The sequence below is a fragment of the Streptomyces sp. Ag109_O5-10 genome (assembly GCF_900105755.1).
In the GTDB taxonomy this organism is placed as follows: domain Bacteria; phylum Actinomycetota; class Actinomycetes; order Streptomycetales; family Streptomycetaceae; genus Streptomyces.
In genome coordinates, this window is sequence record NZ_FNTQ01000001.1 from 7089366 (window position 1) to 7111803 (window position 22438).

Genomic DNA, 22438 nt, shown 5'->3' on the forward strand with positions numbered 1-22438 from the left:
CCGAAGGCACACCCCGCCCTCGTCCGGACAGGAGCCCCGTGTCCCGTCGTACCGCCCTGCCGCCCTGGCTCGCCCACGCCCTGCGCGCCCAGCGCGGGCCCGTGGCCTGGAGCGCGGTGACGAGAGGGGCGCTGGCCGCCGGGCCCCTGCTGCTCGCCGCGGTCCTGCTGCACCGCACCTCCCTCGGCGTCGTCGCCGCCATCGCCGCCATGCTCGCCGGGGTCAACGACCGGCCGGGCAGCAGGCGGTCCGCCGTACGCCGGCTCGGGGTGCCGGCCGCGGCCGGGGCGCTCGGGCTGCTCGTCGGCACCTACGGCGGGGAGCACCTGACCGCCGTCCCGCTGACCCTGCTGCTCACCGCGCTCGGGCTGGTCGCCGGCGGCACGAGCGCCGTCGGACCCGTCGCCTCCGGGGCCGGGACCCAGCTGCTGGTCGCCGCCGCCATCGGCGCCGGGATGCCGGGCGCCGAGGCGGGCTGGCAGCGGGCCCTCGCCTTTCTCGCGGGCGCCGGGTGGCTGGTCGTCCTCCGCCTCGCCCTGCCCACCCCCGGCGCGATCGCCGGTGACTTCCGCTTCGACGGGGAGCGGGACGCCGTCGCCGCCGTGTACGACGCCGTCGCCGACCTGCTCGACGCGGTGGGCGGCGAGACCGCGGGCCGGCAGCGCTCCGCCCTCACCGCCGCCCTCGACCACGCCCAGGACGCGCTCACCGGGCCCCGGCTGCGGCGGTACGCCAGTTCCGCCGCCGAACGCCGGCTGCACGCCCAGTATGCCGCGGCCCTGCCCCTCGCCGAGGCGGCCACCGCCCTCGCCTGGGCCGGCGAGCCGGTGTCCGCACGGGCGGCCGAGGGGCCCCGGCGGCTCGCCGCGGCCGTCCGGGAGAACGACGGCACCGGACCGCTGCCCGCGCCCGCGCGGTCCGCGCCCGCGCTGCGCGCTCTCGACGACGCCCTGCTGCGTGCCGCGGAGGCCTTCGACCGGACCGTGAGCGGCGAGCAGCGGCCACCGGCCCGCCGCCGCCCCGCCCTCGACCTCGTGCGGGCCGCGCTCGGCAGCGGCGGACGGGAGTACGGGCTGCGCGTCGCCCTCTGCTTCGGGGCCAGCGCCGCCATCGCCCAGGCCCTGCACCACGCCCGCTGGTACGGCGGGCACCAGCACTGGTACTGGCTGCCCGCCACCGCCGTCTTCCTCGTCAAGCCCGACCTCGGGCCGCTCGCTTCCCGGGTGCTGTGCCGGGCCGCCGGGACCGTGGTCGGTGCCCTCGTCTTCGCGTTCTTCGCCGCCGTACTCCCGCGGCCCGGTGGACTCGTCGCGCTGGTCGCCGTCTGCGGGGCCCTCATCCCGGTCGCCACCCGGCACTTCGGCGCCCAGACCGCCGTCGTCACCGTCCTCGTGCTCGCCCTCGTCATGGTCGGCGGCGAACCCCAGGCCTCCGTCAGCCGGATCGGCGAGACGCTGCTGGCCTGCGCGCTCGTGCTGGTCGTGGGCCACCTGCCGCTGGCGGGCCGGCGCGGCGGCGGCGTACGGGCCCGCCTCGCCTCGGCCGGACGGGCCGCGCACGCCTACCTCGACCACGTCCTGACCGGGTCCGGCGACCGCGGCGAACGCTGGGCCCTGCGCCGCGAGGCCTACCGCACCCTCGCCGAGGCCCGCACCGCCATCGCGCTCGCCGCCGCCGAACTCCCCGCCCTCGCCCGGCACACCGAGGGCACGGACGCGGTGGCGGCCGTACTCGAACGGCTCGTGGACACGACCACCGCGTGCGCCGTGCACCTCGACGAGACGGGACGGCTGACCGCCCGGCACACCCGGCAACTCGACGACCTGGCGGCAGAACTGGAGCAGGGCGGGCGCCGGCACGGGGTCGCGGTGCCGCGGATGCCGGTCGCGGCCTGAAGGCCCGCAGGAGTGCTGCTCCGCCGGTGTGCGCGGAGCGACGTCCCGCAGGCGTACGCGTCGCCCTTGTCCGGGCGGTCGTAGCCAGGGGTGCCGAGTTCTGAGCCGGGCGGGCCGAGCAGGATCTGGGTGATGGCCCCTGCACCTCGTCGTCGAGGTCGCAGAGGACCGCGACGTCGCGGGACGTGTCCTGCCCGGCGAGCAGGTCGCCCGCCGGCACCCGCAGCGCCGGCACCCGCAGCGCCGTCGCCTCGGCGGCGCGCCGGTAGAGGGCGTACGCCCCGTAGTAGCGCGCCCGTTCGCCCGTTCGCCCTCGTCGTGCGGGTGAACCGGCCGCCGGGACGGGTCAGGAGCTCGGACTTGGGACGGGCCACGGCCCGTGGGCGGAGAAATCCTCCGCCGCGCCGATGAGTTCTCCTCCCTCCAGCGGTCACCACCCGGAACCGACCGTCGTACAGGAGGGCCCATGTCGCTTCCGGAGATCGTCTCGCGTGAGCGGTGGCGTGCCGCGCGTGCGGAGTTACTGCGCAAGGAGAAGGCACTCATGCGGGCGCGGGACGCGCTGAGCGCCGAGCGGCGCCGGCTGCCCATGGTCGAGGTGGACCCCGAGTACGTCTTCGAGGGCGGCGACGGCAAGGCGACCCTGCTGGACCTCTTCGACGGGCGGCCCCAACTCGTCGTGCACCACTTCATGTTCGCCCCGGAGTGGGAGGCCGGCTGCCGCTGCTGCGCCGCCTTCCTCGACCAGGTCGGCCACCTCGCCCATCTGCGGGCGCGCGGCACCTCGTTCGCGGCGGTCTCCCGGGCGCCGTTCACCAGGATCCTGCCGTTCAAGGCGCGGATGGGCTGGACGCTGCCCTGGTACTCGTCCGGCCACACCGACTTCGACCGCGACTTCAACCGCGACTTCGAGGCGACCATCGTGGTGGACGACGAACCGGTCGAACGGCCGGGCATCAGCTGCTTCCTGCGGGAGCACGACCGGGTCTTCCACACCTACTCGGTGTACGACCGCGGCCTCGACGGACTCGGCCCGGCAAGCTCCCTGCTCGACCTGACGGCTCTCGGCCGGCTGCCGGAGGGCGGTGACCGCCTCCGTTATCACGACGAGTACGAAGACTGACACAGCCGGTCACGAAAGTGGCCGGGAGCAAACCGAAAGTCAACGGACCCTCACCGTCCGCCCCGACCGCGTGTCGGGTATGTCTCAGTAGCGTCACCGGGCGAGCCGTTCGTGTTCTCCAGAGCGTTAACTCCTACAGGTACGACGCATTTCTGGAGGTGCAGGATGGTGAACGGGCGAACCGTGCTCGAACGCTTTCCCGCAGGCGGACCGCGAGGATCATGGCCTGCGGAGGAGTTCGCGCAGGCCCGGCGGCTCGAAGGGCTGCCCGCCGAGGTCGTGATGGATCTGGCCACGGACACGTTCCTGGTCATCGTGCGCGGCACCGGCGGTGTCGAGGGGTAGCCGGCCGTGACCGCTAACCGGCTTTGCGGACCGGCAGTTTCGCCGTGAACTGGTCCGCCTGGAGCGCGTACAGCTCCGCGTAGACCCCGCCGCTGGCCAGGAGTTCGTCAGGGGTGCCCGACTCCACCAGCCGGCCCTGGTCGAGGACGTGCACCAGGTCCGCGTGGCGGACCGACGCCAGCCGGTGGGTGATCAGCACGACGGTCTGCCCGCTGCCCGCCAGCGCCCGGATCTTCTCGAAGACCTCCAGCTCGGCCCGGGCGTCCAGGGCGGCCGTCGGCTCGTCCACGATCAGGATGTGACCGCGCCGGTAGGCGGCCCGCGCGATGCCCAGCCGCTGCCACTGGCCGCCGGACAGCTCGTGCCCACCGCTGAAGTGGCGGGCCAGCAGGGTGTCCAGACCGCGCGGCAGGTCCTCGACCACCTCCTGCGCGCCCGCCTCCGCGACCGACGCGGCCAGCCGCTCGTCGGTGAGCGGCGCCGACGAGCGGCCGACGGCCACGTTGACCTTTGCGGTGAACGGCCAGCGCTTGAAGTTCTGGGCGACCATGGCGATCCGTTCGGCGAGCCGCTGCCGGTCGGCCCGGGCCGCGTCGACGCCGTCCCACAGGATGCGGCCGCGGTCCGGCTGGTACAGCCCGGCCAGCAGCTTGACCAGGGTGGTCTTGCCGGAACCGTTCTCACCGACCAGGGCGACGATCCGGCCGAGGGGGATGGAGAGCGTGACGTCGTCCAGGGCGGGGTGGACGGTCTCGTCCGGATGATCACTCGGATAGGTGAAGGTGACGTTCTCGAAACGGATCTCCTGGGGATCCTCGGGCAACGGGTCACCGCCGAGCGGGATGGCCCGCTGTGCCGCCTCGACGTACAGCCGCTCCAGGTCGCCCACGAACAGCGCCTCCTCGTGCAGCGTGTTGATCTCCAGCACGAGGGTGTTGAGGCTCGCCGAGCCGCTGCGGATCGCGATCACCGCCGTACCGGCCACCGACAGGGCCATCGCCCCGCTCAGCAGCAGCCCGCCGAGTGTCGCGTACGTGGCGACGGTCGCGAGGCCGGTCCAGGCCGCCGCGATCAGACCGGTACGGGCCGCCAGCCGGGCCAGCCGGGCCTGTTCCGCCTCCGCCGTCTCCGACATCGCCCGGTAGTGCCGCAGCAGGAACGGGCCGACCCCGTGCACCCGGATCTCCGGCGCCGCCTCCGGCTCGGTGAGCAGGGCGCTGATCAGGTGGCCGGCGCGGGCGTGCTGCACCCACGTGTGGTACGACTCGTAGCGGCGCCGGGCGTTGGTCAGGGCACCCCAGGCGCTCGGGATCGTCATCGTGATCAGCAGCGGGAGCAGGGCCGGGTGCAGCACCGTCAGCACACCGGCCGCGGTGATCAGCGAGATCATCGCGTTCACCACGCGCGTGCCGTACATGATCATGCGGCGTGCCGAGGAGGCGCCGTACTGCGCGGTGTCCAGCAGCTTGTGGAAGGCGTGGTCCTCGATCGCGGCGAGTTCGACGGCCGCGGCCCGCTCCAGGTACATCGCGGTCGCCACCCGCTCGACCTTGGGCTCCAGGCGGCCGGTGGCGTACGTGGACGCGGCCCGCAGCAGGGCGGCCACGGACATGACGACGGCCATGGCCACCAGGGCGGGGGCGGCGCCGCGCAGCCGTTCCTCGAGGGTGCCGGTGCCGATCAGCCGGGCGAGGACGCTGTTCACGGCGAGCAGGCTCACGGCCTGGGCCACCCCGACGCCGACCTGAGCGGCCAGCACGATCCGCGCGGCCCCCGCGTCCGCCTGCCGGGCCAGCCGCAGACTGGAGGCGAGCATGCCGGGCAGCCGGGTCATCATGGCGCGGAAGTCCAGCTCCAGGAAGGCGTTGCCGTGCTGGCTCCAGCCCATGTCGTAGCGGAGCGGCCCGCCGAACAGCAGTTGCTCGGATTCCGACGTCTCGGGCGCCGCCGTCTCCCGCCTCTTCCTCACCGCGATCCTCCCCGGAGCCGAGACCGTGGCCACGGCCATGCCCGTACCCGTCCGTGTCCGTCCGTGGCAATGGCCGTGTCCGTGGACGAACGGCCACTATCGCGGGCGCAGCCGCCACCGGGCAGGGCGCGCGAAGAGGCTCGCGGGGCGTGGGGGAGTGCGCAGGGGGTACGGCGCGGGACGACACGGAGTCGCGGGGACGCCGCGCCGGAGCATGCGGCTGACGCCACGCGGCGTCACGCGGTCAGGGGACGGGACCAATCCGGTGTCGTGCCGGTCACCCGGCACAGCGCGAGGTACAGCGGGATCGGCGGGGTGTACGGCACCGTGCCCTCGGGGCGGTGGATCAGGCGGGCGGTGCCGGGAAGCGGGGCGCCCGGACCGTAGTGGGCCGGGGCGGGCCAGGTGAGGGCGTCGTCGGAGTCCGCCGGGACGATCCACCACCAGTGCGTGCCGTCGGCGTACACGCATCCCACCCGCGGCAGCCGCGGGACCACCAGCGGCCCGAGCCGAGCCGGTACCGCCACCGCGTCGCAGCCCAATGGCGCCGTCATGCCCTCGGGCATCGGGAACGACCCGCGGGCGCCACCCGCGGACGAGGAGGACGGCCGCCGGTCGCGCTTCAGGCGGATCAACGTGTCGAGGCCCAGGGTGTGGCCGGAGCCGGACGCGCCGTTCACGGCTGCCTCCGCCGGGGCGCCGGCAGCGCCTGGGCCCGCCCTGCCGCGCCGGAGTCCGGCGACGGCCGGGGCGCCGGCGTGTGTGCCGGTTCGTGGGACGAGCCGCGCGACGGACCCGGCGCGGGGCGTGCGCCCCAGCCCAGGTCGTTGCACGGCTCGGCGGCGTCCCGGACGGTATCGATCAGGGCGACGTCGGTCCGGGCGGCGCCGGTCCGGGCCGCGTCCGTCTGGCGCGGCAGCTCCGCCCAGACCAGCAGCCCGGACCCGCGCTCCTGAGCCCCCCACGCCTGGCACAGCGCCTCGACGAGGAGCAACCCCCTCCCGTGCTCCTCCTCCGGGCGCTGCGGGGACGGGTGGGGCTCGTCGGGCGCACAGCCCTCGTCCTGCACGGCGATGCGCACCGTGTCGTCGTGGTCGTGCAACTCGCACACGACACGACTGCTCGCGGTGTGCACGATCGCGTTGGTGACCAGCTCGGAAACGACCAGGACGGCTGTGTCACAGGTGTCCGCGCAGACCGACCAGCCGGTCAGCCGGGCACGCACCAGGCGTCTCGCCTGGGCGGGGGAACCGGGATGAGCGGCCAGTTCGAACCGGAACCGGCGCTTGGCAGTGCCCTCACCCGGGCCGGCTGCCTCCTCCACGCTCGAACGGGTTCGCACGGGAGGACCCCCATCAGCGCCGGGACCGAACCGGTCTGCGGCGGCGTCTGTTCCTAAGGGCGCGGACGGAATCACGCTTGCCACTATCTCCCCGCCGTGAACACTTGGCAAGTGGCACTCTGAAAAATGCAGAGTGCTGTGTGACGCGGTGAAGGGCCGTGGCACACTGCTCGCAACAGCATGTCGAGCGGCGCCAGTTGGGATCAGTGAGGATCCGGCGGACCGATCCGGCCCATGCGATCGATGCGACCGAACAGGAAGTTCCGGCTGTTCCGGCCAATTCGGCGCCTGGGCTGCTTCGGTCATCCTGCCGGGTCCTCGAATGAGTCTTCGAATGGCGCCGCTGGGCTGTCAGCATGCCGGGTGACACCTGTACGTGCGTGACCGCGTGTGCGCGTGACCGTGTATGTGTGTGACGGCCGGGGCGCCGGCGAACCCGGCCCGAAAACAGGGAACTTCGTGGAGGTGGAGCGTGAGCGAGCCGCGGTCCGCGCCGACGGTGGGCCAGGTGGTCCTCGGCCGGCGCCTCCTCGACCTGCGGGAACGCGCGGGGCTCAAGCGTGAGGAGGCCGCCCGCGTGCTCCGCGTGGCGCCCGCCACGGTCCGCCGGATGGAGATGGCCGAGGTCGCCCTCAAGATCCCGTACCTCCAACTGCTCCTGAAGGCCTATGGGGTGACCGACGAGGAGGCCGACCTCTTCGTCCGCCTCGCCGAGGAGGCCAACAGGCCCGGCTGGTGGCAGCGGTTCCACGACATCCTGCCGAGCTGGTTCTCGATGTACGTCAGCCTGGAGGGCGCGGCCGGCCTGATCCGCTCCTACGAGCCGCACTTCGTCCCCGGGCTGCTGCAGACCGAGGACTACGCGCGCGGGGTGCTGAAGTCGGGCGCCGTCGGACAGACCGAGCCGGAGGAGATCGAACGCCACGTCGCCCTGCGCATGCAACGCCAGCAACTGCTCACACGTACCGACGCCCCCCGCTTCTGGGCGGTGATGGACGAGACCGCCCTGCGCCGCCCGGTCGGCGGTCCGGAGGTGATGCGCGCGCAGATCGACCGACTGCTAGAGGTCACGAAGCTGCCCAATGTGACGCTCCAGGTCGCCCCGTTCTCCAACGGGCCGCACCCGGGGACGTACGGACCCTTCGTGCTCTTCCGATTCGCCATGCCCGAACTGCCGGACATGGTCTACAGCGAGTACCTGACCGGCGCCGTCTACCTGGACGCGCGCACCGAGGTGGCGACCCACCTCGAAGTCATGGACCGCATGGCGGCGCAGGCCGCTACGGCACAACGCACGAAGGAGATCCTCCGGGATCTCCGCAAGGAGCTGTGAATGGATCGCATAAAACCCCAGTCCGGGCCGCGGAACCGCACCGAGCGGATCTACAACGGCATGCCTGCCCGGGAACTGGGCAGCGAGGGCTGGCACAAGCCGTGGAGCGGCGGCAACGGGGGCAACTGCCTGGAGGCGATGAAGCTGGCCGACGGCCGGATCGCCGTCCGCCAGTCGACCGACCCGGACGGGCCGGCGCTGATCTACACCACGGACGAGATGACGGCCTTCATCGAGGGTGCCAAGGCGGGGGAGGCCGACTTCCTGCTCTCCTGAACATCTCTGTCTCCTGCCGCCCGCCTTTCCTGTCTTTCCTGCCTGTCTTCCTTTCTTTGTTCTGATTCAAGTTCTTTGTAATGGTGCTTAATTGATCATCGCTCGCGTCAGACGTCTACGGAGTGCCTCGTGACCGACACCAGCAAGCCGCATCCGGCGCGCATGTACGACTGGTATCTCGGCGGCAAGGACAACCACCCCGTCGACGAGGAGATGGGCCGGCAGATGCTCGCCCTCGATCCCCGGGTGCCGGTGATGGCGCGGGTCAACCGCGCCTTCTTCACCCCGGAGGAGTCGGCCGCGGCGTCGCGAAACCCAGGGCGTCCGGGGTCACGCGGGCACTGCGCTCCCGCGCCGGGTCCGGCCGCTTCTTCGACGGCCTCGAACTCGTCGAACCCGGCGTGTCGGTCGTCCAGCACCGGCACCCGGAGCTGGGCGAGCCGGTACCGGGACAGGACGACGGGGTGATCCCGGGCTACGGGGTGGTGGCGCGCAAGCCGTAGGCCCCCCGTACGCGTCCGGGGGCAAACTGCCCCGGCTGCGTCTCCGCGACCGGGCCGGGCCCGAGCAGCCGCGTCCCACGCGGCGGCCGGGCAGCCGCCATTGCCGTGAGCGGGCGGCTCTGGAACAGCCACGGCCGCCCGTGCCTGCCGGGTCCTGCCTGGTCCCTGTCCCTGTCCCTGTCCCTGCTCGGGCCGTGCCTCGGCACCTACACCGTCATCGGCCGGTCGTGCGGCGATATCGGCCACGGCAGTTGTGAACTCCCCGTCAGGTAGTGGTCGACGGCCGCCGCCACCGCCCGCCCCTCGGCGATCGCCCACACGATCAGCGACTGCCCTCGAGCCGCGTCCCCGGCGGCGAAGACGCCCGGTACGTTCGTGGCGAACCCCGCGTCCCGGGAGATGGTGCCGCGCGGCTCCGTCGACACCCCCAGCTGATCGATGAGCCCGTCCTCCCGGTCGGGCCCGGAGAAACCGAGCGCCAGCAGCACCAGGTCGGCCGGGAGCGTCCGCCCCGTCCCCGGCACCGGCAGCCGCGCCCGGTCCACCTCCACCAGATGCAGCGACCGCACATGCCCGCTGCCGTCACCCGTGAAACGGAGCGTCGAGGCCGCGAACAACCGGGCGTCCGCGTCCGCCGAGGGCGCCGCCTCCAGGTCCCGCGCCTCCTCGTGGGCCGCCGACAGCCGGTAGATCTTCGGATACGTCGGCCACGGCTCGATGTCCTCGTCCCGCTCCGTGCCCGGCTGCGCGTAGATGTCCAGCTGGGTCACCGAGGCGGCCCGCTCCCGCAACGCCGTCCCCAGACAGTCCGCCCCCGTGTCACCACCGCCCACGATCACCACGTGCTTCCCGGCCGCCGACATCGGCGACTCGGCCAGATCGCCCTCGCACACCCGGTTGGACAAGGGCAGATACTCCATCGCCTGGTGTATTCCGTCCAACTCCCGGCCCGGCACCGAAAGTTCCCGCCACGCCGTGGCCCCGGTCGCGATCACCACCGCGTCGTACCGGGCCCGCAGCTCCACCGCATGCAGGTCCCGCCCGACCGTCACCGACGTCCGGAACTTCGTCCCCTCGGCCCGCATCTGGCCCAGCCGCCGCTCCAGATGGCGCTTCTCCATCTTGAACTCCGGTATGCCGTACCGCATCAGCCCGCCGAGCCGGTCGTCCTTCTCGTACACGGCGACCGTGTGCCCGGCCCGGGTCAGCTGTTGCGCCGCGGCGAGCCCCGTCGGCCCGGACCCGATCACCGCCACGGTCCGTCCGGACAGCCGCTCCGGCGGCCGCGGCGAGGCGAACCCCTCCGCCCAGGCGCGGTCCGCGATGGCGCACTCGACGTTCTTGATCGTGACCGCGGGCTGGTTGATCGCGAGCACGCACCCGGCCTCGCACGGCGCCGGGCACAACCGTCCGGTGAACTCCGGGAAGTTGTTCGTGGCGTGCAGCCGGTCGCTCGCCGCCCGCCAGTCCTCCCGCGACACCAGGTCGTTCCACTCCGGGATGAGATTGCCCAGCGGACACGCGTCGTGACAGAACGGCACCCCGCAGTCCATGCAGCGGTCCGCCTGCTTGCTGATGATCGGCAGCAGCGCGCCGGGGACGTACACCTCGTCCCAGTCCCGGACCCGCTCCTCGACGGGCCGCCGCGGCCACTCCTCGCGCGGCGTGGTCATGAACCCCTTGGGATCGGCCATGGTCGTCTTCCTCGCGTGCGGTACCCCAGGCCGTGCTTCATCGGGCGGCGCTCTTCCGGCCACGATACGTCCGCTCGGGTACGCCCGCAGAGTGGCCGAGAGCGCTTTCCGGCGAGGGTTTCCTCAGGGGGATCCAGCCGGCTGCCAGGCGGGATCCAGCCCCTGTCCAGACTGCCTCCGTGCGGGGCCGACGGGCTCGTACCTCACCCCCAGGACAGGGCCAGTACATAGACGACCGCCGCCGCGGCCGCCGCGACCGTGCGCACGTGGTTCCAGAACGTCCACTCACGCACGTACACCGGCCAGTAGGAGACAGCCTCCGGTGTGCCCGGCTCCAGCTTGGCCAGCGCCTCGTTCCGGGGCACGTTCGCCATCACGGTCAGCCCGAAGGAACCGAACAGATACAGCCCGCTGCCCACCAGCAGCGCCACCTTCCCGTCGTCCGGCCACACCACGAACGTCACCACCGCGATCATCGCGGACACCACCGCCGACCCCGCGAACACCAGCATGAACACCGGGGTCAGGGCCGCGCGGTTGATCGCGTTCATCGCGGCGACCCCCTGCGCCGGCGGCAACGAGGCCAGCCCGCGCATCACGAAGGCCGAGAACCCGCAGAACACCCCCGCCATCAGGCCGGCCCCCAGCACCCCCAACAGGACCAGCACGTAATACGGCCCGTCGATCACTACCACCACACCTACTCTCGACCCCGGATGCCTCCGCCTTTCTGATCAATGCCCACGAGCCACCCCTCCCCATGACTGTGAAGCCCGACCACATAGACATCCGACCGGATTCACCCCCCACCTCCGTCCCCGCTCCAGCCCCCGGCACGGCGGCCCGGTCACTGCCTCCGGCGCCACGGCCCGGTCCCCGCTCGCCGTCACCCCGTCAGGCGGATCGTCACCCCGGCCTCCCACTCCCGCAGCACCGCCTCCACCGTCCGCGCGATCCGCCGCCGCGCCTCGTACCGTGGCACCCCGCTCATCAGCAGCTGGTCGTACGACGTGTCCACGTGCCGTACCCCCGCCACCACCGCCGACACCACCGCTCCCTCCGTCAGCGCCCGCCCCGCCGCGGTCCGCCCGACCCGCCCACTGCCCCGCACCGACGCGTGGGCCGCGATCGCATTGGCCCGGTCCACCGGGCAGCCCGGGAACAGACGCAGGATCTCCGCCGCGAACGCCTCGGTGAACCGCACGTCCTCGGCCGCCCGCCGCCTCGCGTCCCGCGCCCGGCGCCGCCGCCGTGCCTCGGCGTCGGCCAGACACCGCGCCTCGGCCCGGGCCAGCGCGGCCTCCTCGACCAGGACGCCCTGCCGCTCGTACCGGCTCTTGCGCCGGTTGAACCGGACCACCACCGCCGACAGCGCGCTCTCCTCCCGCGACCGCCGGGTCAGTGCCGTGTCGCCCCGGGACAGGAACACCAGATGCCCGAGATCGGCGCACTCGAGGCACCGCGGCACCCCGTCCTCCACCACCAGCAGCGACAACGGTCCCCGCCGGCACGCCCCACACCGCTTGTGCCGCAGCGGCTGCACGACCAGAAGTCCGCCGTGGCGAGGGGGAGTTGCGAGACGTGTCATATGCGGTACTTTCCCCTCCCCGGGGGCTGATCTCACGTCGTTCGCGCCCTCCCCGCCGACCAGGCGACGACGGCCTCCTCACGCCCGGCTCGCGGCCTGTCACCTTCACCTTCACCGTCCCCGGTGCCCGGCCCCGGGCAACCACTCCCGGCGTGCCCGGACGGCCGACCCGGCATCATGATCCTGTGCGACTCGAAGCGATCACCTGGGACCGGCTCGCCGAGCGTCTCGCCGAGCGGCTGGCCGAACTGAAGCCCGCCGACGGGGGCGCCTGGCCACGCGTCGCCTTCGACGGTGCCCCGGCCGCCCGGCCCGGCGACCTGGCGGAGCGCGTCGGTGAGGCGCTGCGGGTACGGGGCCGGCCGTCGCTCGTCGTGGGCACCGAGGGCTTCCTGCGCCCCGCCTCGCTGCGCCTGGAGCACGGCAGACGCGACGCGGAGTCGTACTACGGCGGCTGGTTCGACACCAACGCCCTGTGGCGGGAGGTCTTCGGCCCCCTCGACCCCGGCGGGACCGGTCGCGTCCTGCCCGATCTGTGGGATCCGGCCACCGACCGCGCCACCCGCAGCCCCTATGTCCAACTCCCGCCCGGCGGCCTCCTGCTGCTGCACGGACCGCTCCTGCTACGGCACTGGTTCCCGTTCGACCTGACCGTCCACCTCCTCCTCACCCCCGGCGCCCTGCGCCGCCGTACCCCCGAGACCGACCACTGGACCCTCCCCGCCTTCGAGCGCTACGCGGCCGAGACCGACCCCGCCGGCACGGCCGACGTCCTGGTCCGTGCCGACGATCCGCGGCATCCGGCGTGGAGCGGCTGAGCGGCCAGGCGGCGGGACCGGACCGGGGCCCCGCTCAGGGCGGGGGCGGCCGGGCGGCTCAGAGCCAGCCGTTGCGCCTGAAGCCGCGGTACAGCACCAGGCACGCCACCGATATGACGCCGATGACGAGCGGATAGCCGAACCGCCAGTGCAGCTCCGGCATGTGATCGAAGTTCATGCCGTACACACCGCACACCATCGTCGGCACGGCGATCACCGCGGCCCAGGCCGTGATCTTCCGCATGTCCTCGTTCTGCGCGACCGTCACCTGTGCCAGATGCGCCTGGAGAATGGAGTTGAGCAACTCGTCGAAGGCCGCGATCTGCTCCTTCGCCCGCATCAGATGGTCGAGCACATCCCTGAAGTAGGCCTGTATCTCCGGGGAGATCACCCGTATCGGCCGGGTGGTCAGCTCCTCCATCGGCCGGCCGAGCGGCACCACCGCCCGCTTCAGCTCCAGGAGTTCACGCTTCATCTGGTAGATCCGGCCCGGGTCGGTCCGCGCGCCGTTCTCCGTGAAGACGGCCGCCTCGACCTGGTCGATGTCGCCCTGCACCGCGTCCGTGACACTCAGGTAGTCGTCGACCACGTGGTCCGCGATGGCGTGCAGCACCGCCGCAGGCCCCTTGGCGAGCTGGCTCGGCGTGGCCTCCAGCTCCTCTCGCAGCGGCCCCAGCGAGCCGTGCCGGCCGTGCCGCACCGTGATCACGAAGTCCTCGCCGACGAACACCATGATCTCGCCGGTGTCGACCACCTCGCTGGTCGCGGTCAGCTTCTCGTGCTCGACGTAGCAGACCGTCTTGAACACCGCGAACAACGTCTCGCCGTACCGCTCCACCTTCGGCCGCTGGTGGGCCTCGACGGCGTCCTCCACGGCCAGCGGGTGCAGGTCGAACAACTCGCCGATGCCCGCGAACTCGCTGTCGGTCGGCTCGTGGAGCCCCAGCCAGACGAACCCGTCGCCACGCTTGCGCACCCGCTCCACCGCGGAGAACAGGTCGCTGCACTCCGGAACCCGCACTCCGTCCTCGTACGTCACGCAATTGACCACCGACGAGCCCAGCGGGGACCGTGCGTGATGGCTCAGGTCGACGCGGGGCCGCCGCCGGGCCAGCCGCGCCACCCTGCGCAGGCCGCCGGTCCTGCCCAGCCCTGTGACCTTCCGCAGATTCCCTGCCATCGTCATCCGGATCTCCTTGCATGGATCCACTCGCCCAACGCGTCCCGCCCTGTCCGGCCAGTCTGCCAGCCCGGTGTGAGACGCGGGTAAGCCTGTGGGAACGGCGAGTTCCGGTTGGTTCCCGCCTGTGGACGACCGGACTCCCGCCCCGTGTTCCCGAGCCGTGAGCCGGGCAACTGAAATCATCGCTTCATGACACAGGCCGACGGATATCTCCTCGACAACCGCCAGACCGAGGCCGGACGGCGCTTCGACGCCTTCGCGGACCTCTTCGATCCCACCACCTTCCGCCACCTCGACGAGTTCGGTCCCGAACCGGGCTGGCGCTGCTGGGAGGTCGGTGCCGGCGGCACCTCCGTGGTGTCCTGGCTGGCCGGGAAGGTCGGGCCGACGGGACGCGTCGTCGCCACCGACATCGACACGTCACTGCTCGCCGCGGCCGCCCACCCGCCCGTCGAGGTCCGCACCCACGACGTCGGCGCCGAGGAGCCGCCGGGGGAGGACTTCGACCTGGTGCACGCCCGGCTCGTCCTCGTCCACGTGCCGGACCGGGAACGGGCGTTGCGTTCCATGATCAAGGCTCTGCGGCCCGGCGGTCGACTGCTGATCGAGGACGCCGACCCCGCCCTCCAGCCCCTCACCTGCCCCTACGAGTACGGCCCCGAGCAGCAGCTCGCCAACCGCCTGCGCCAGGGCTTCCGCAAGCTCCTCGCCGAACGCGGCGCCGACCTGTCGTACGGCCGCAAGCTTCCGCGGCTGCTCCGCGAGGCCGGGCTGCACGACGTGGCGGCCGACGCCTACTTCCCCGTGGCCTCGCCCGCCTGCACCGCCCTGGAGACCGCCACCGTCCAGCAGATCCGGGGCCGGCTCGTCGCGGCCGGCCTCGCCACCGACGAGGACGTCGACCAGCACCTGGCCAACGTGGCGACGGGCAGCATGGACCTCGCCACCGCCCCGATGATCTCCGCGTGGGGCCGCAAGGCGTAGGCCCGCCGCTCGTGGTGGGGGCGCCGTGCCCGTGTCAGTCGCGGGCGGGTGGTCTCGCGCCCACACGTTCCACCGCCCGCGCCCCCGCCCGGCAGCCCAGTGCCGCCGCCTCCGAGGCGTCCGCTCCGGCGACCAGCGCGGCGAGGAACGCCCCGGTGAACGCGTCACCGGCGCCCGTGGTGTCCCGGGGCGTCGCGGATGCGGCCGGGACGCGAGCGAGGACGCCGCCCGCCCGGGCCACCAACGCGCCGTCCGCCCCCGCCTTGGCCACCACCAGCGGGACCTGGCGGCTCAGTTTGGCCGCGGCGTCCGCCGGATCGGGCAGTCCCGTCAGCAGACAGGCCTCGTCCCGGCTCGGCAGCAGGACGTCGACCCCCTCGACGAGCGCCAGAAAACGGTCCACGCCCAGTGCCACGAGGAACCCGGCCGACGCCGGGTCCAGGCTCACCGGTACGCCACGCGCGCGGGCCGCCGCCAGGGCCGTCGCCACCAGGGCCCGGCTCGGCTCGGAGAACAGCAGATAGCCGGAGAGATGCAGCCGGGCCACCCCGTCGAGAAGCGCGTCCGACCAGTCGGCCGGCTCCAGCCGCAGGGACGCCCCGCTGTCCGTGAGGAAGGTCCGCTCGGCCGAGGCACCGCTGTCGACCAGGCAGATCACCGTCCCCGTCGCGGCCTCGGGGTCCACCACGAGCCGGGACCGCACCCCGGCGGCGGCCAGCTCCCGCTCGTGCCACCGGGCCGAGTCCGCCCCCACCCGCCCCAGCAGCCGTACGTCCGCACAGCCCGCGTGCGCTGCCCAGCAGGCCACATTGGCGCCCGCCCCGCCCGGCAGGGTCCGGATCACGGCGACCGTGTCGGTGCCGACCGCGAGCGGCCCCCGGTACCGCGCGACCACATCGGTGACGACGTCCCCGACGACCAGCAGGGCCCCGCCCGCCGCCTCTCCGCGAGGCACCGCCTCCTCGAGAGTCGGCGCGTCCCGGGGAGGCGTCACCTCTGCTCCGGTTGCCGCTGGTGCCGCTGCCCCATCCGGCGCCGCCGCTCGCTCGGGCGTCACCCCCTGGCCCACGCCGAGGCGATCCGCGCCGCCAGCCCGACATTGCCGCGCACGGCCGCCAGGTTCGCCTCCAGCGAGGCGCCGTCCGTATGCCGGACCAGATAGCCGAGCAGGAACGGCGTGACCGCCTGGCCGGTGATCCCTTCCGCCTCGCACGCGTGCAGCGCGTCGGCGAGCACGCGCGCGTGCAGCGCGGGGTCGAGCTGCTCCGCCTCCGGGACGGGGTTGGCGACGATCAGTGCCGAGTCCGCAGCGTCCAGCGCGTCCTGCGCCCGCATCACGTCCGCGACCTGCTCCGGGGTCCTAAGCGTCCAGTCGACCGGATGCCCGGAGTCGGACAGATAGAAGCCGGGGAAGCGGTCCGTACCGTAGCCCGCGACGGCCACACCCAGGGTCTCCAGGCGCTGGAGGGTCGCCGGCACGTCGAGGATCGACTTCACGCCCGCGCACACCACCGTGATCCGGGTGCGTGCCAGCAAACCCAGGTCGGCGGACTCGTCCTGGGTCGCCGTCCACTCACGGTGCACCCCGCCGAGGCCGCCCGTCGCGAACACCCGGAGGCCGGCCAGCGCCGCCAGCTGCGCCGTCGCCGACACGGTGGTCGCCCCGCTCGCCCCCGCGGCCAGGGCGAGCGGCAGGTCGCGATGGCCTAGCTTGCGGATCCCGTCCTCGTTGGCGATCCGCTCCAACTGGTCCTTGTCCAGACCGACATGGGGCCGCCCGTCCAGCACGGCGATGGTCGCGGGCACCGCGCCCGCCCGCCGTACCGTGTCCTCCAGCTCCAGCGCCACCTGGAGGTTGCGCGGGCGCGGCAGCCCGTGCGCGATGATCGTGGACTCCAGGGCGACCACCGCACGGCCCGCGCCGAGCGCTTCCCCGACCTCTTCCGACACCACCAGCACCACGCCTGCCTCCTGTCCGTCGGTCTTCCCTCATCTCTGGCGGGAGCCCCACCCGGATAAACGCTTGCGGCCTGTGGGGGATGCCACCAGCCTGGGCTGCATGACGAATCACCCGGTACGTCTGGACCACGTCGTCCTCTGGGTCGCCGACCCTGCCGCCGCGGCCGGCTTCTACGAGCGGATGCTCGGCCTGGAGCCGCTACGGGTCGCCGAGTTCACCGCCGGAGAGGTGCCGTTCCCTTCCGTACGCGTCACCGAGGAGACCATCATCGACCTCGCGCCGCGCACCCTCGCCGAGCGCATGCCGGCCCTTCCCGGCGCCGACGGCAGCGCGGGCCACCCCGTCAACCACGTCTGTCTGTCCCTGCCGTCCGACGCCTTCGACGCCCTGCGCGCCCGCCTCGCCGAGCACGCCGTCCCCATGACCGACATCGGACACGACTCCTTCGGCGCCCGCGGCACGGCCCCGCGCAACTTCTACTTCAGGGATCCCGACGGCAACGTCGTCGAGGCACGCCACTACGGCTGACCGCCGGCGGGGCGCGACACGGCCAGGGCCCGGGGAACGAGCCTCAGAACAGCGGCTCCGGGAGCACGCCCTCCAGGGCGAGCAGCTTCCGCTTGGTCTCCAGACCGCCCCCGAACCCGCCGATCCCGCCGTCGCTCTCCACCACCCGGTGACAGGGCACGACGACCGGCAGCGGATTGGCGCCCATCGCCGCGCCCACCGCCTGCGCCCCGCCGGGCTGCCCGACCCGGCCCGCCAGGTCGCCGTACCCGACCACCGTGCCGTACGGAACACCCGCGGCCAGCTCCCGCAGCACCTGCCGGTTGAAGCCGGAGATCAGCGACCAGTCCAGTGGCAGGTCGAAGTCCCTCCGCCGGCCCGCGAAGTACGCCCGCAGCTGGGATATCGCCTCGGCCAGCACCGGCTCCGTGGGAGCCTCGACGGGCTCGGCGCCCAGCCGAGACGCCAGCCGCTCCACCGTCCGTTCCCGCACCGCCTCGGTCGCGTGGAACACCACGTTGACCAGGCCGCTGCCGGTCGCCGCGAGCAGCAGCGGACCGATGTCGGTGCCCACGACGGCCCACACCACCCGCTGCCCGTACTGCCCTTCGCTGTCCATGTGCCCCACCGTACGGCCCGCCACTGACAACGCCGTCTCCCCGGCCCGGGTCAGCTCGCGCACAACGCGGCCCGCACCACGTCCGGCTTGTTGGTGATGATCCCGTCCACGCCGTAGCCGACGGCCTTCCAGGTGGTGACCGCGTCGTCCACCGTCCAGGTGAAGACGCGCAGCGGCCGGCCGTGCGGCCCCTTGAGGGCGTGCACGGTCCGCACATAGCCGACGGAGACCGAGCCCACCGAGGGGTTGATCAGGTCCACGAAGCCCGCGTACCGCCGCAGGGAGCCCACGGGCGGTGTGCCGAGGTAGCCGGTCGTCACTGCGGGCCGCAGAGCGTGCACCGCGCGCAGGCTGTCCGCGCTGAAACTCTGCACGACGAGCCGGTCCAGATGCGGGCGGTCCAGCCAGCCCTCGTTGCGCAGCAGCTGGAGAACCTGCCGCTCGATGCCGGGGTACAGCTCGGGGTTCTTGATCTCCAGGAGCAGCTTCTCGTGATTGTGCTCGACCCGGCGCATGTACTGCTCCAGCGTCGGCACCCTCGTGCCCCGGTACGAGGGGGAGAACCAGCTGCCCGCGTCCAGCCGGGCCACCTCGGCCGCGGTGAAGTCCTTCACCTTCCAGGGCGCCCGGCCGGGGAAGACCTTTGCGGCGTCGGTGGTGCGCCGGAGACTGTCGTCGTGGATGACGACGAGCCGGCCGTCCTTGGTGCGCTGGACGTCGTTCTCGACCCAGGTGAAGCCCAGTGCGGCGGCCTTGTCGATGGCGGCCAGCGTGTTCTCTGGGGCGTAGGCGGCGGCGCCCCGGTGCGCGAGCACCGTGGGTGCGGCGGTGTCGCCCGCCCGGGCGGCGGGGACGGGGCTCAGCAGGGCTGCCGTTCCCAGCAGCGCGGTGGCCGTGACGGCGACTGCGCGCGCGTGCATGGGCACTCCTCACGTGGAACGAATACGGACAGCACAAGAGTGACAGCAGGGAGTGAACGGCTCGCGGGTGCGGGACGGCCACAGATTGAATGGAGTCGCCCAAGCCCGCTCACCGTTGCCGCACAACTGAGGCAAGGGCGTGTTTCTTTGCCGGAAAATCGTTCGACCATTCCGGTGCGGGTCATACTCTCTGCGTCAACCCTGACCGTTCGGGCGGTCCTGGGACGGGGCGTAGTACACACATTCCGGGACGCAAAGGGTGAAGGGCAGCCGCGCATGCAGGGCACGGTCGACGGATTCAGCTACGGGCTCGTCACCCCGTTGGTGGCCTACCTGATGGCCTGCCTCGGTGGCGCTCTCGGGCTGCGCTGCACGACCCGTGCGATGCTGGTGGCCCACTCGTGGCGCCCCGCCTGGCTCGCCCTGGGGTCGGCGGCGATCGGCTCCGGCATATGGACCATGCACTTCGTCGCCATGATGGGGTTCAGCGTCGAGGAGACGCCGATCCACTACGACAAGCCCCTCACGTACGCGAGCCTCGGCCTCGCCATGGTCATGGTGGGCGTCGGGATCTTCATAGTCGGCTACCGGGGCGCGAGCGGAACCGCGCTCTTCACGGGCGGCACGATCACCGGTCTGGGCATCGCCTCGATGCATTACCTGGGCATGGCCGGGCTGCGCCTCAACGGAACCCTGCAGTACGACACGGTCATGGTCGCCGCGTCGGTCGTGATAGGCGTCGTCGCCGCCACCTCGGCACTGTGGGCCGCCGGGCAGGTCCGCGGCTTCCTGTGGAGCGTCGGCGCGAGCCTCGTCATGGGGCTCGCCGTCAGCGGCATGCACTACACCGGCATGGCCGCCCTCACCGTCCACCTGCACGGCGCCAGCGTGACGTCCCCGGGCGACTCTCCTGCCTCCCTGCTCGCCCCCATGCTGATCGGCCCGCTCGCCTTCCTCTGCCTGGCCGCCGTCGTCGTGATCTTCGACCCGCTGATGGTCACGGGCAAGCCCGACCAGGTCCGCGCGGCGCACAAGCCGGGCGTGCCGGCCGACGAGGTCACCCACCACCCGAGCCGCCGCCCACAACTCCGCGTCGGCCGTCAGCAGAGCTACCACAGCGCACGTACACCGCAGAACCGCTGATCAGAGCCGGTTGTCAGTGCGGGGTCGTACGGTTGAAGCCATGCGGCCCGTTTCCCACATCGAACGCACGGTGGCGCCCTTCGAGGTCGTCAGCCCCTACCAGCCCAGCGGCGACCAGCCGGCCGCCATCGCCGACCTGGCCAGACGCATCGAGGCCGGGGAGAAGGACGTCGTCCTCCTCGGCGCGACCGGCACCGGCAAGTCCGCCACCACCGCGTGGATGATCGAAAAACTCCAGCGCCCCACCCTGGTGATGGCGCCGAACAAGACCCTGGCCGCTCAGCTGGCCAACGAGTTCCGCGAGCTCCTCCCGAACAACGCGGTCGAATACTTCGTCTCGTACTACGACTACTACCAGCCCGAGGCGTACGTCCCGCAGTCGGACACCTACATCGAGAAGGACTCCTCGATCAACGAGGAGGTCGAGCGGCTGCGCCACTCCGCCACCAACTCGCTGCTCACCCGCCGCGACGTGATCGTGGTCGCCTCGGTCTCCTGCATCTACGGCCTCGGTACCCCGCAGGAGTACGTCGACCGGATGGTCCCGCTGCGGGTCGGCGACGAAATCGACCGCGACGACCTGCTGCGCCGCTTCGTTGACATCCAGTACACGCGCAACGACCTCGCGTTCACCCGCGGCACCTTCCGCGTCCGCGGCGACACCATCGAGATCTTCCCGGTCTACGAGGAGCTCGCCGTCCGCATCGAGATGTTCGGCGACGAGATCGAGGCGCTGTCCACCCTGCACCCGCTCACCGGCGAGATCATCAGCGACGACCGGCAGCTGTACGTCTTCCCGGCCTCCCACTACATCGCGGGCCCCGAGCGCATGGACCGGGCCGTCAACGACATCGAGAAGGAGCTGGGGGAGCGCCTGGCCGAGCTGGAGAAGCAGGGCAAGCTCCTGGAGGCCCAGCGGCTGCGCATGCGCACCACGTACGACATCGAGATGCTCCGCCAGATCGGCACCTGCTCCGGCGTGGAGAACTACTCGATGCACTTCGACGGCCGCCTGCCCGGCTCCCCGCCGAACACCCTGCTCGACTACTTCCCGGACGACTTCCTCCTGGTCATCGACGAGTCGCACGTCACCGTGCCGCAGATCGGCGCCATGTACGAGGGCGACGCCTCCCGCAAGCGCACCCTTGTGGACCACGGCTTCCGGCTGCCCTCCGCCCTGGACAACCGCCCGCTGAAGTGGGAGGAGTTCCAGGAGCGGATCGGGCAGGCCGTGTACCTGTCGGCGACCCCCGGCGCGTACGAGCTCTCCCGCGGGGACGGTGTCGTCGAGCAGATCATCCGCCCCACCGGTCTCGTCGACCCCGAGGTCGTCGTCAAGCCCACCGAGGGGCAGATCGACGACCTTGTGCACGAGATCCGCAAGCGCACCGAGAAGGACGAGCGCGTCCTGGTCACCACGCTCACCAAGAAGATGGCCGAGGACCTCACCGACTACTTCCTGGAGCTCGGCATCCAGGTGCGCTACCTGCACAGCGACGTCGACACGCTGCGCCGCGTCGAGCTGCTGCGCGAGCTGCGCTCCGGTGAGTACGACGTCCTGGTCGGCATCAACCTCCTCCGGGAGGGCCTCGACCTGCCCGAGGTGTCCCTGGTGGCGATCCTCGACGCCGACAAGGAGGGCTTCCTGCGCTCGGGCACCTCACTGATCCAGACCATCGGCCGCGCGGCGCGCAATGTCTCCGGCGAGGTCCACATGTACGCCGACAAGATCACCCCGGCGATGGAGAAGGCCATCGACGAGACCAACCGGCGCCGTGAGAAGCAGGTCGCGTACAACAAGGCCAACGGCATCGACCCGCAGCCGCTCCGGAAGAAGATCAACGACATCGTCGCGCAGATCGCCCGCGAGGAGGTCGACACCGAACAGCTGCTCGGCTCGGGCTACCGCAGGCAGAAGGACGGCAAGGCGGCCAAGGCTCCCGTGCCGTCGCTGGGCGACAAGGCGGCCAAGGGCGCGAAGGCCGGGAAGGCCGGCAAGGCCGCCAGGGGCAAGGCCGGGGAAGCGGTGCCCACCGACCGCCCGGCTGCCGAACTCGCCGAGCAGATCGAGGAGATGACGGAGCGTATGCGTGCCGCCGCCGCCGACCTGCAGTTCGAGATCGCGGCCCGGCTGCGTGACGAGGTCTCCGAGATGAAGAAGGAACTGCGTCAGATGAGAGAGGCGGGCCTGGCCTGACCCCTGATCCGCTGCCGAACCCCGGCAAGCACGCGAAGT

21 protein-coding genes and 1 pseudogene are annotated in these 22438 nt (G+C 72.3%); 11 read left to right on the top strand and 11 right to left on the bottom strand.

Going from position 1 to position 22438, the window contains the following annotated elements; genetic code table 11:
- Positions 1-38: 38 nt before the first annotated feature.
- From BLW82_RS32305 to BLW82_RS32320, 3 genes are all read left to right on the top strand, one after another.
- Positions 39-1895 (top strand): FUSC family protein, encoded by a 1857-nt coding sequence (locus BLW82_RS32305; protein ID WP_093504410.1) that lies wholly within the window; start codon positions 39-41, stop codon positions 1893-1895.
- 466 nt (positions 1896-2361) lie between these two features.
- Positions 2362-3018, top strand: coding sequence for a DUF899 domain-containing protein (locus tag BLW82_RS32315; RefSeq protein ID WP_093504412.1), 657 nt, complete (start codon positions 2362-2364; stop codon positions 3016-3018).
- Positions 3019-3183: 165 nt separating this feature from the next.
- Positions 3184-3363: a hypothetical protein gene (locus BLW82_RS32320; protein WP_093504414.1), complete on the top strand. Its 180-nt coding sequence runs from the start codon at positions 3184-3186 to the stop codon at positions 3361-3363.
- A 13-nt stretch (positions 3364-3376) separates the two neighbouring features.
- Here the strand turns inward: BLW82_RS32320 and BLW82_RS32325 are convergent, their stop codons facing one another.
- The 3 genes from BLW82_RS32325 to BLW82_RS32335 all read right to left on the bottom strand — a co-directional run bounded on the left by BLW82_RS32325 (position 3377) and on the right by BLW82_RS32335 (position 6758).
- Positions 3377-5251, bottom strand: a complete 1875-nt coding sequence (locus BLW82_RS32325) for an ABC transporter ATP-binding protein (RefSeq protein WP_256216246.1) — start codon at positions 5249-5251, stop codon at positions 3377-3379.
- 317 nt (positions 5252-5568) lie between these two features.
- A complete protein-coding gene (locus BLW82_RS32330) occupies positions 5569-6012 on the bottom strand; it encodes a hypothetical protein (protein WP_093504418.1) in 444 nt (147 codons plus the stop codon).
- Complete coding sequence (locus tag BLW82_RS32335) at positions 6009-6758, bottom strand: ATP-binding protein (protein WP_093504420.1); 750 nt, start codon at positions 6756-6758, stop codon at positions 6009-6011. Before BLW82_RS32335 ends, BLW82_RS32330 begins: the two co-directional genes overlap by 4 nt.
- 388 nt (positions 6759-7146) lie before the next feature.
- On the opposite strand from BLW82_RS32335, the gene BLW82_RS32340 reads away from it, so the two are divergent.
- From BLW82_RS32340 to BLW82_RS32350, 3 genes and pseudogenes are all read left to right on the top strand, one after another.
- The gene (locus BLW82_RS32340) at positions 7147-8007 is read left to right on the top strand and encodes a helix-turn-helix domain-containing protein (protein ID WP_093504422.1); all 861 of its coding nucleotides are present in this window, start codon (positions 7147-7149) and stop codon (positions 8005-8007) included.
- The gene (locus BLW82_RS32345) at positions 8008-8283 is read left to right on the top strand and encodes a DUF397 domain-containing protein (RefSeq protein WP_089100964.1); all 276 of its coding nucleotides are present in this window, start codon (positions 8008-8010) and stop codon (positions 8281-8283) included.
- Between the two features lie 162 nt (positions 8284-8445).
- Positions 8446-8786 (top strand): annotated as a pseudogene (locus BLW82_RS32350) (SAM-dependent methyltransferase).
- Between the two features lie 206 nt (positions 8787-8992).
- On the opposite strand, the gene BLW82_RS32360 reads toward BLW82_RS32350, so the two are convergent.
- The 3 genes from BLW82_RS32360 to BLW82_RS32370 form a co-directional block, all read right to left on the bottom strand.
- Positions 8993-10480 carry a glutamate synthase subunit beta gene (locus tag BLW82_RS32360; protein WP_093504426.1) on the bottom strand — a complete coding sequence of 496 codons (1488 nt, stop codon included), beginning with the start codon at positions 10478-10480 and terminating at the stop codon, positions 8993-8995.
- Positions 10481-10683: 203 nt separating this feature from the next.
- Positions 10684-11169: an anthrone oxygenase family protein gene (locus BLW82_RS32365; RefSeq protein ID WP_093504428.1), complete on the bottom strand. Its 486-nt coding sequence runs from the start codon at positions 11167-11169 to the stop codon at positions 10684-10686.
- Positions 11170-11366: 197 nt separating this feature from the next.
- Positions 11367-12068, bottom strand: coding sequence for a DUF2293 domain-containing protein (locus BLW82_RS32370; RefSeq protein WP_093504430.1), 702 nt, complete (start codon positions 12066-12068; stop codon positions 11367-11369).
- Positions 12069-12253: 185 nt separating this feature from the next.
- Here BLW82_RS32370 and BLW82_RS32375 point away from each other — a divergent pair, with 185 nt between their 5' ends.
- Entirely contained in the window at positions 12254-12886 is a 633-nt protein-coding gene (locus tag BLW82_RS32375; protein ID WP_093504432.1) for a nucleoside/nucleotide kinase family protein, read from the top strand.
- Between the two features lie 58 nt (positions 12887-12944).
- Here BLW82_RS32375 and corA read toward each other — a convergent pair whose 3' ends face one another.
- Positions 12945-14072, bottom strand: coding sequence for a magnesium/cobalt transporter CorA (gene corA / locus BLW82_RS32380; RefSeq protein ID WP_093504434.1), 1128 nt, complete (start codon positions 14070-14072; stop codon positions 12945-12947).
- 186 nt (positions 14073-14258) lie between these two features.
- On the opposite strand from corA, the gene BLW82_RS32385 reads away from it, so the two are divergent.
- Positions 14259-15053, top strand: a complete 795-nt coding sequence (locus tag BLW82_RS32385) for a methyltransferase domain-containing protein (RefSeq protein WP_093504436.1) — start codon at positions 14259-14261, stop codon at positions 15051-15053.
- 34 nt (positions 15054-15087) lie between these two features.
- On the opposite strand, the gene BLW82_RS32390 is transcribed toward BLW82_RS32385, so the two are convergent.
- Complete coding sequence (locus BLW82_RS32390) at positions 15088-16008, bottom strand: carbohydrate kinase family protein (RefSeq protein WP_093508396.1); 921 nt, start codon at positions 16006-16008, stop codon at positions 15088-15090.
- Positions 16009-16106: 98 nt separating this feature from the next.
- Positions 16107-17015 (bottom strand): pseudouridine-5'-phosphate glycosidase, encoded by a 909-nt coding sequence (locus BLW82_RS32395; RefSeq protein ID WP_093504438.1) that lies wholly within the window; start codon positions 17013-17015, stop codon positions 16107-16109.
- 97 nt (positions 17016-17112) lie between these two features.
- Between BLW82_RS32395 and BLW82_RS32400 the strand changes: the two genes are divergently transcribed.
- Entirely contained in the window at positions 17113-17541 is a 429-nt protein-coding gene (locus BLW82_RS32400; RefSeq protein ID WP_093508397.1) for a VOC family protein, read from the top strand.
- A 43-nt stretch (positions 17542-17584) separates the two neighbouring features.
- On the opposite strand, the gene BLW82_RS32405 is transcribed toward BLW82_RS32400, so the two are convergent.
- On the bottom strand, positions 17585-18139 hold the full coding sequence (locus tag BLW82_RS32405; RefSeq protein ID WP_093504440.1) for a methylated-DNA--[protein]-cysteine S-methyltransferase: 555 nt from the start codon (positions 18137-18139) through the stop codon (positions 17585-17587).
- A 50-nt stretch (positions 18140-18189) separates the two neighbouring features.
- Complete coding sequence (locus tag BLW82_RS32410) at positions 18190-19059, bottom strand: glycerophosphodiester phosphodiesterase (RefSeq protein ID WP_093504441.1); 870 nt, start codon at positions 19057-19059, stop codon at positions 18190-18192.
- Between the two features lie 276 nt (positions 19060-19335).
- On the opposite strand from BLW82_RS32410, the gene BLW82_RS32415 reads away from it, so the two are divergent.
- Together BLW82_RS32415 and uvrB are read left to right on the top strand one after the other, a co-directional pair.
- The gene (locus BLW82_RS32415; protein ID WP_093504443.1) at positions 19336-20202 is read left to right on the top strand and encodes an MHYT domain-containing protein; all 867 of its coding nucleotides are present in this window, start codon (positions 19336-19338) and stop codon (positions 20200-20202) included.
- A gap of 40 nt (positions 20203-20242) precedes the next feature.
- Positions 20243-22399 (top strand): excinuclease ABC subunit UvrB, encoded by a 2157-nt coding sequence (gene uvrB / locus BLW82_RS32420; protein ID WP_093504445.1) that lies wholly within the window; start codon positions 20243-20245, stop codon positions 22397-22399.
- The last annotated feature ends 39 nt before the right edge of the window (positions 22400-22438 follow it).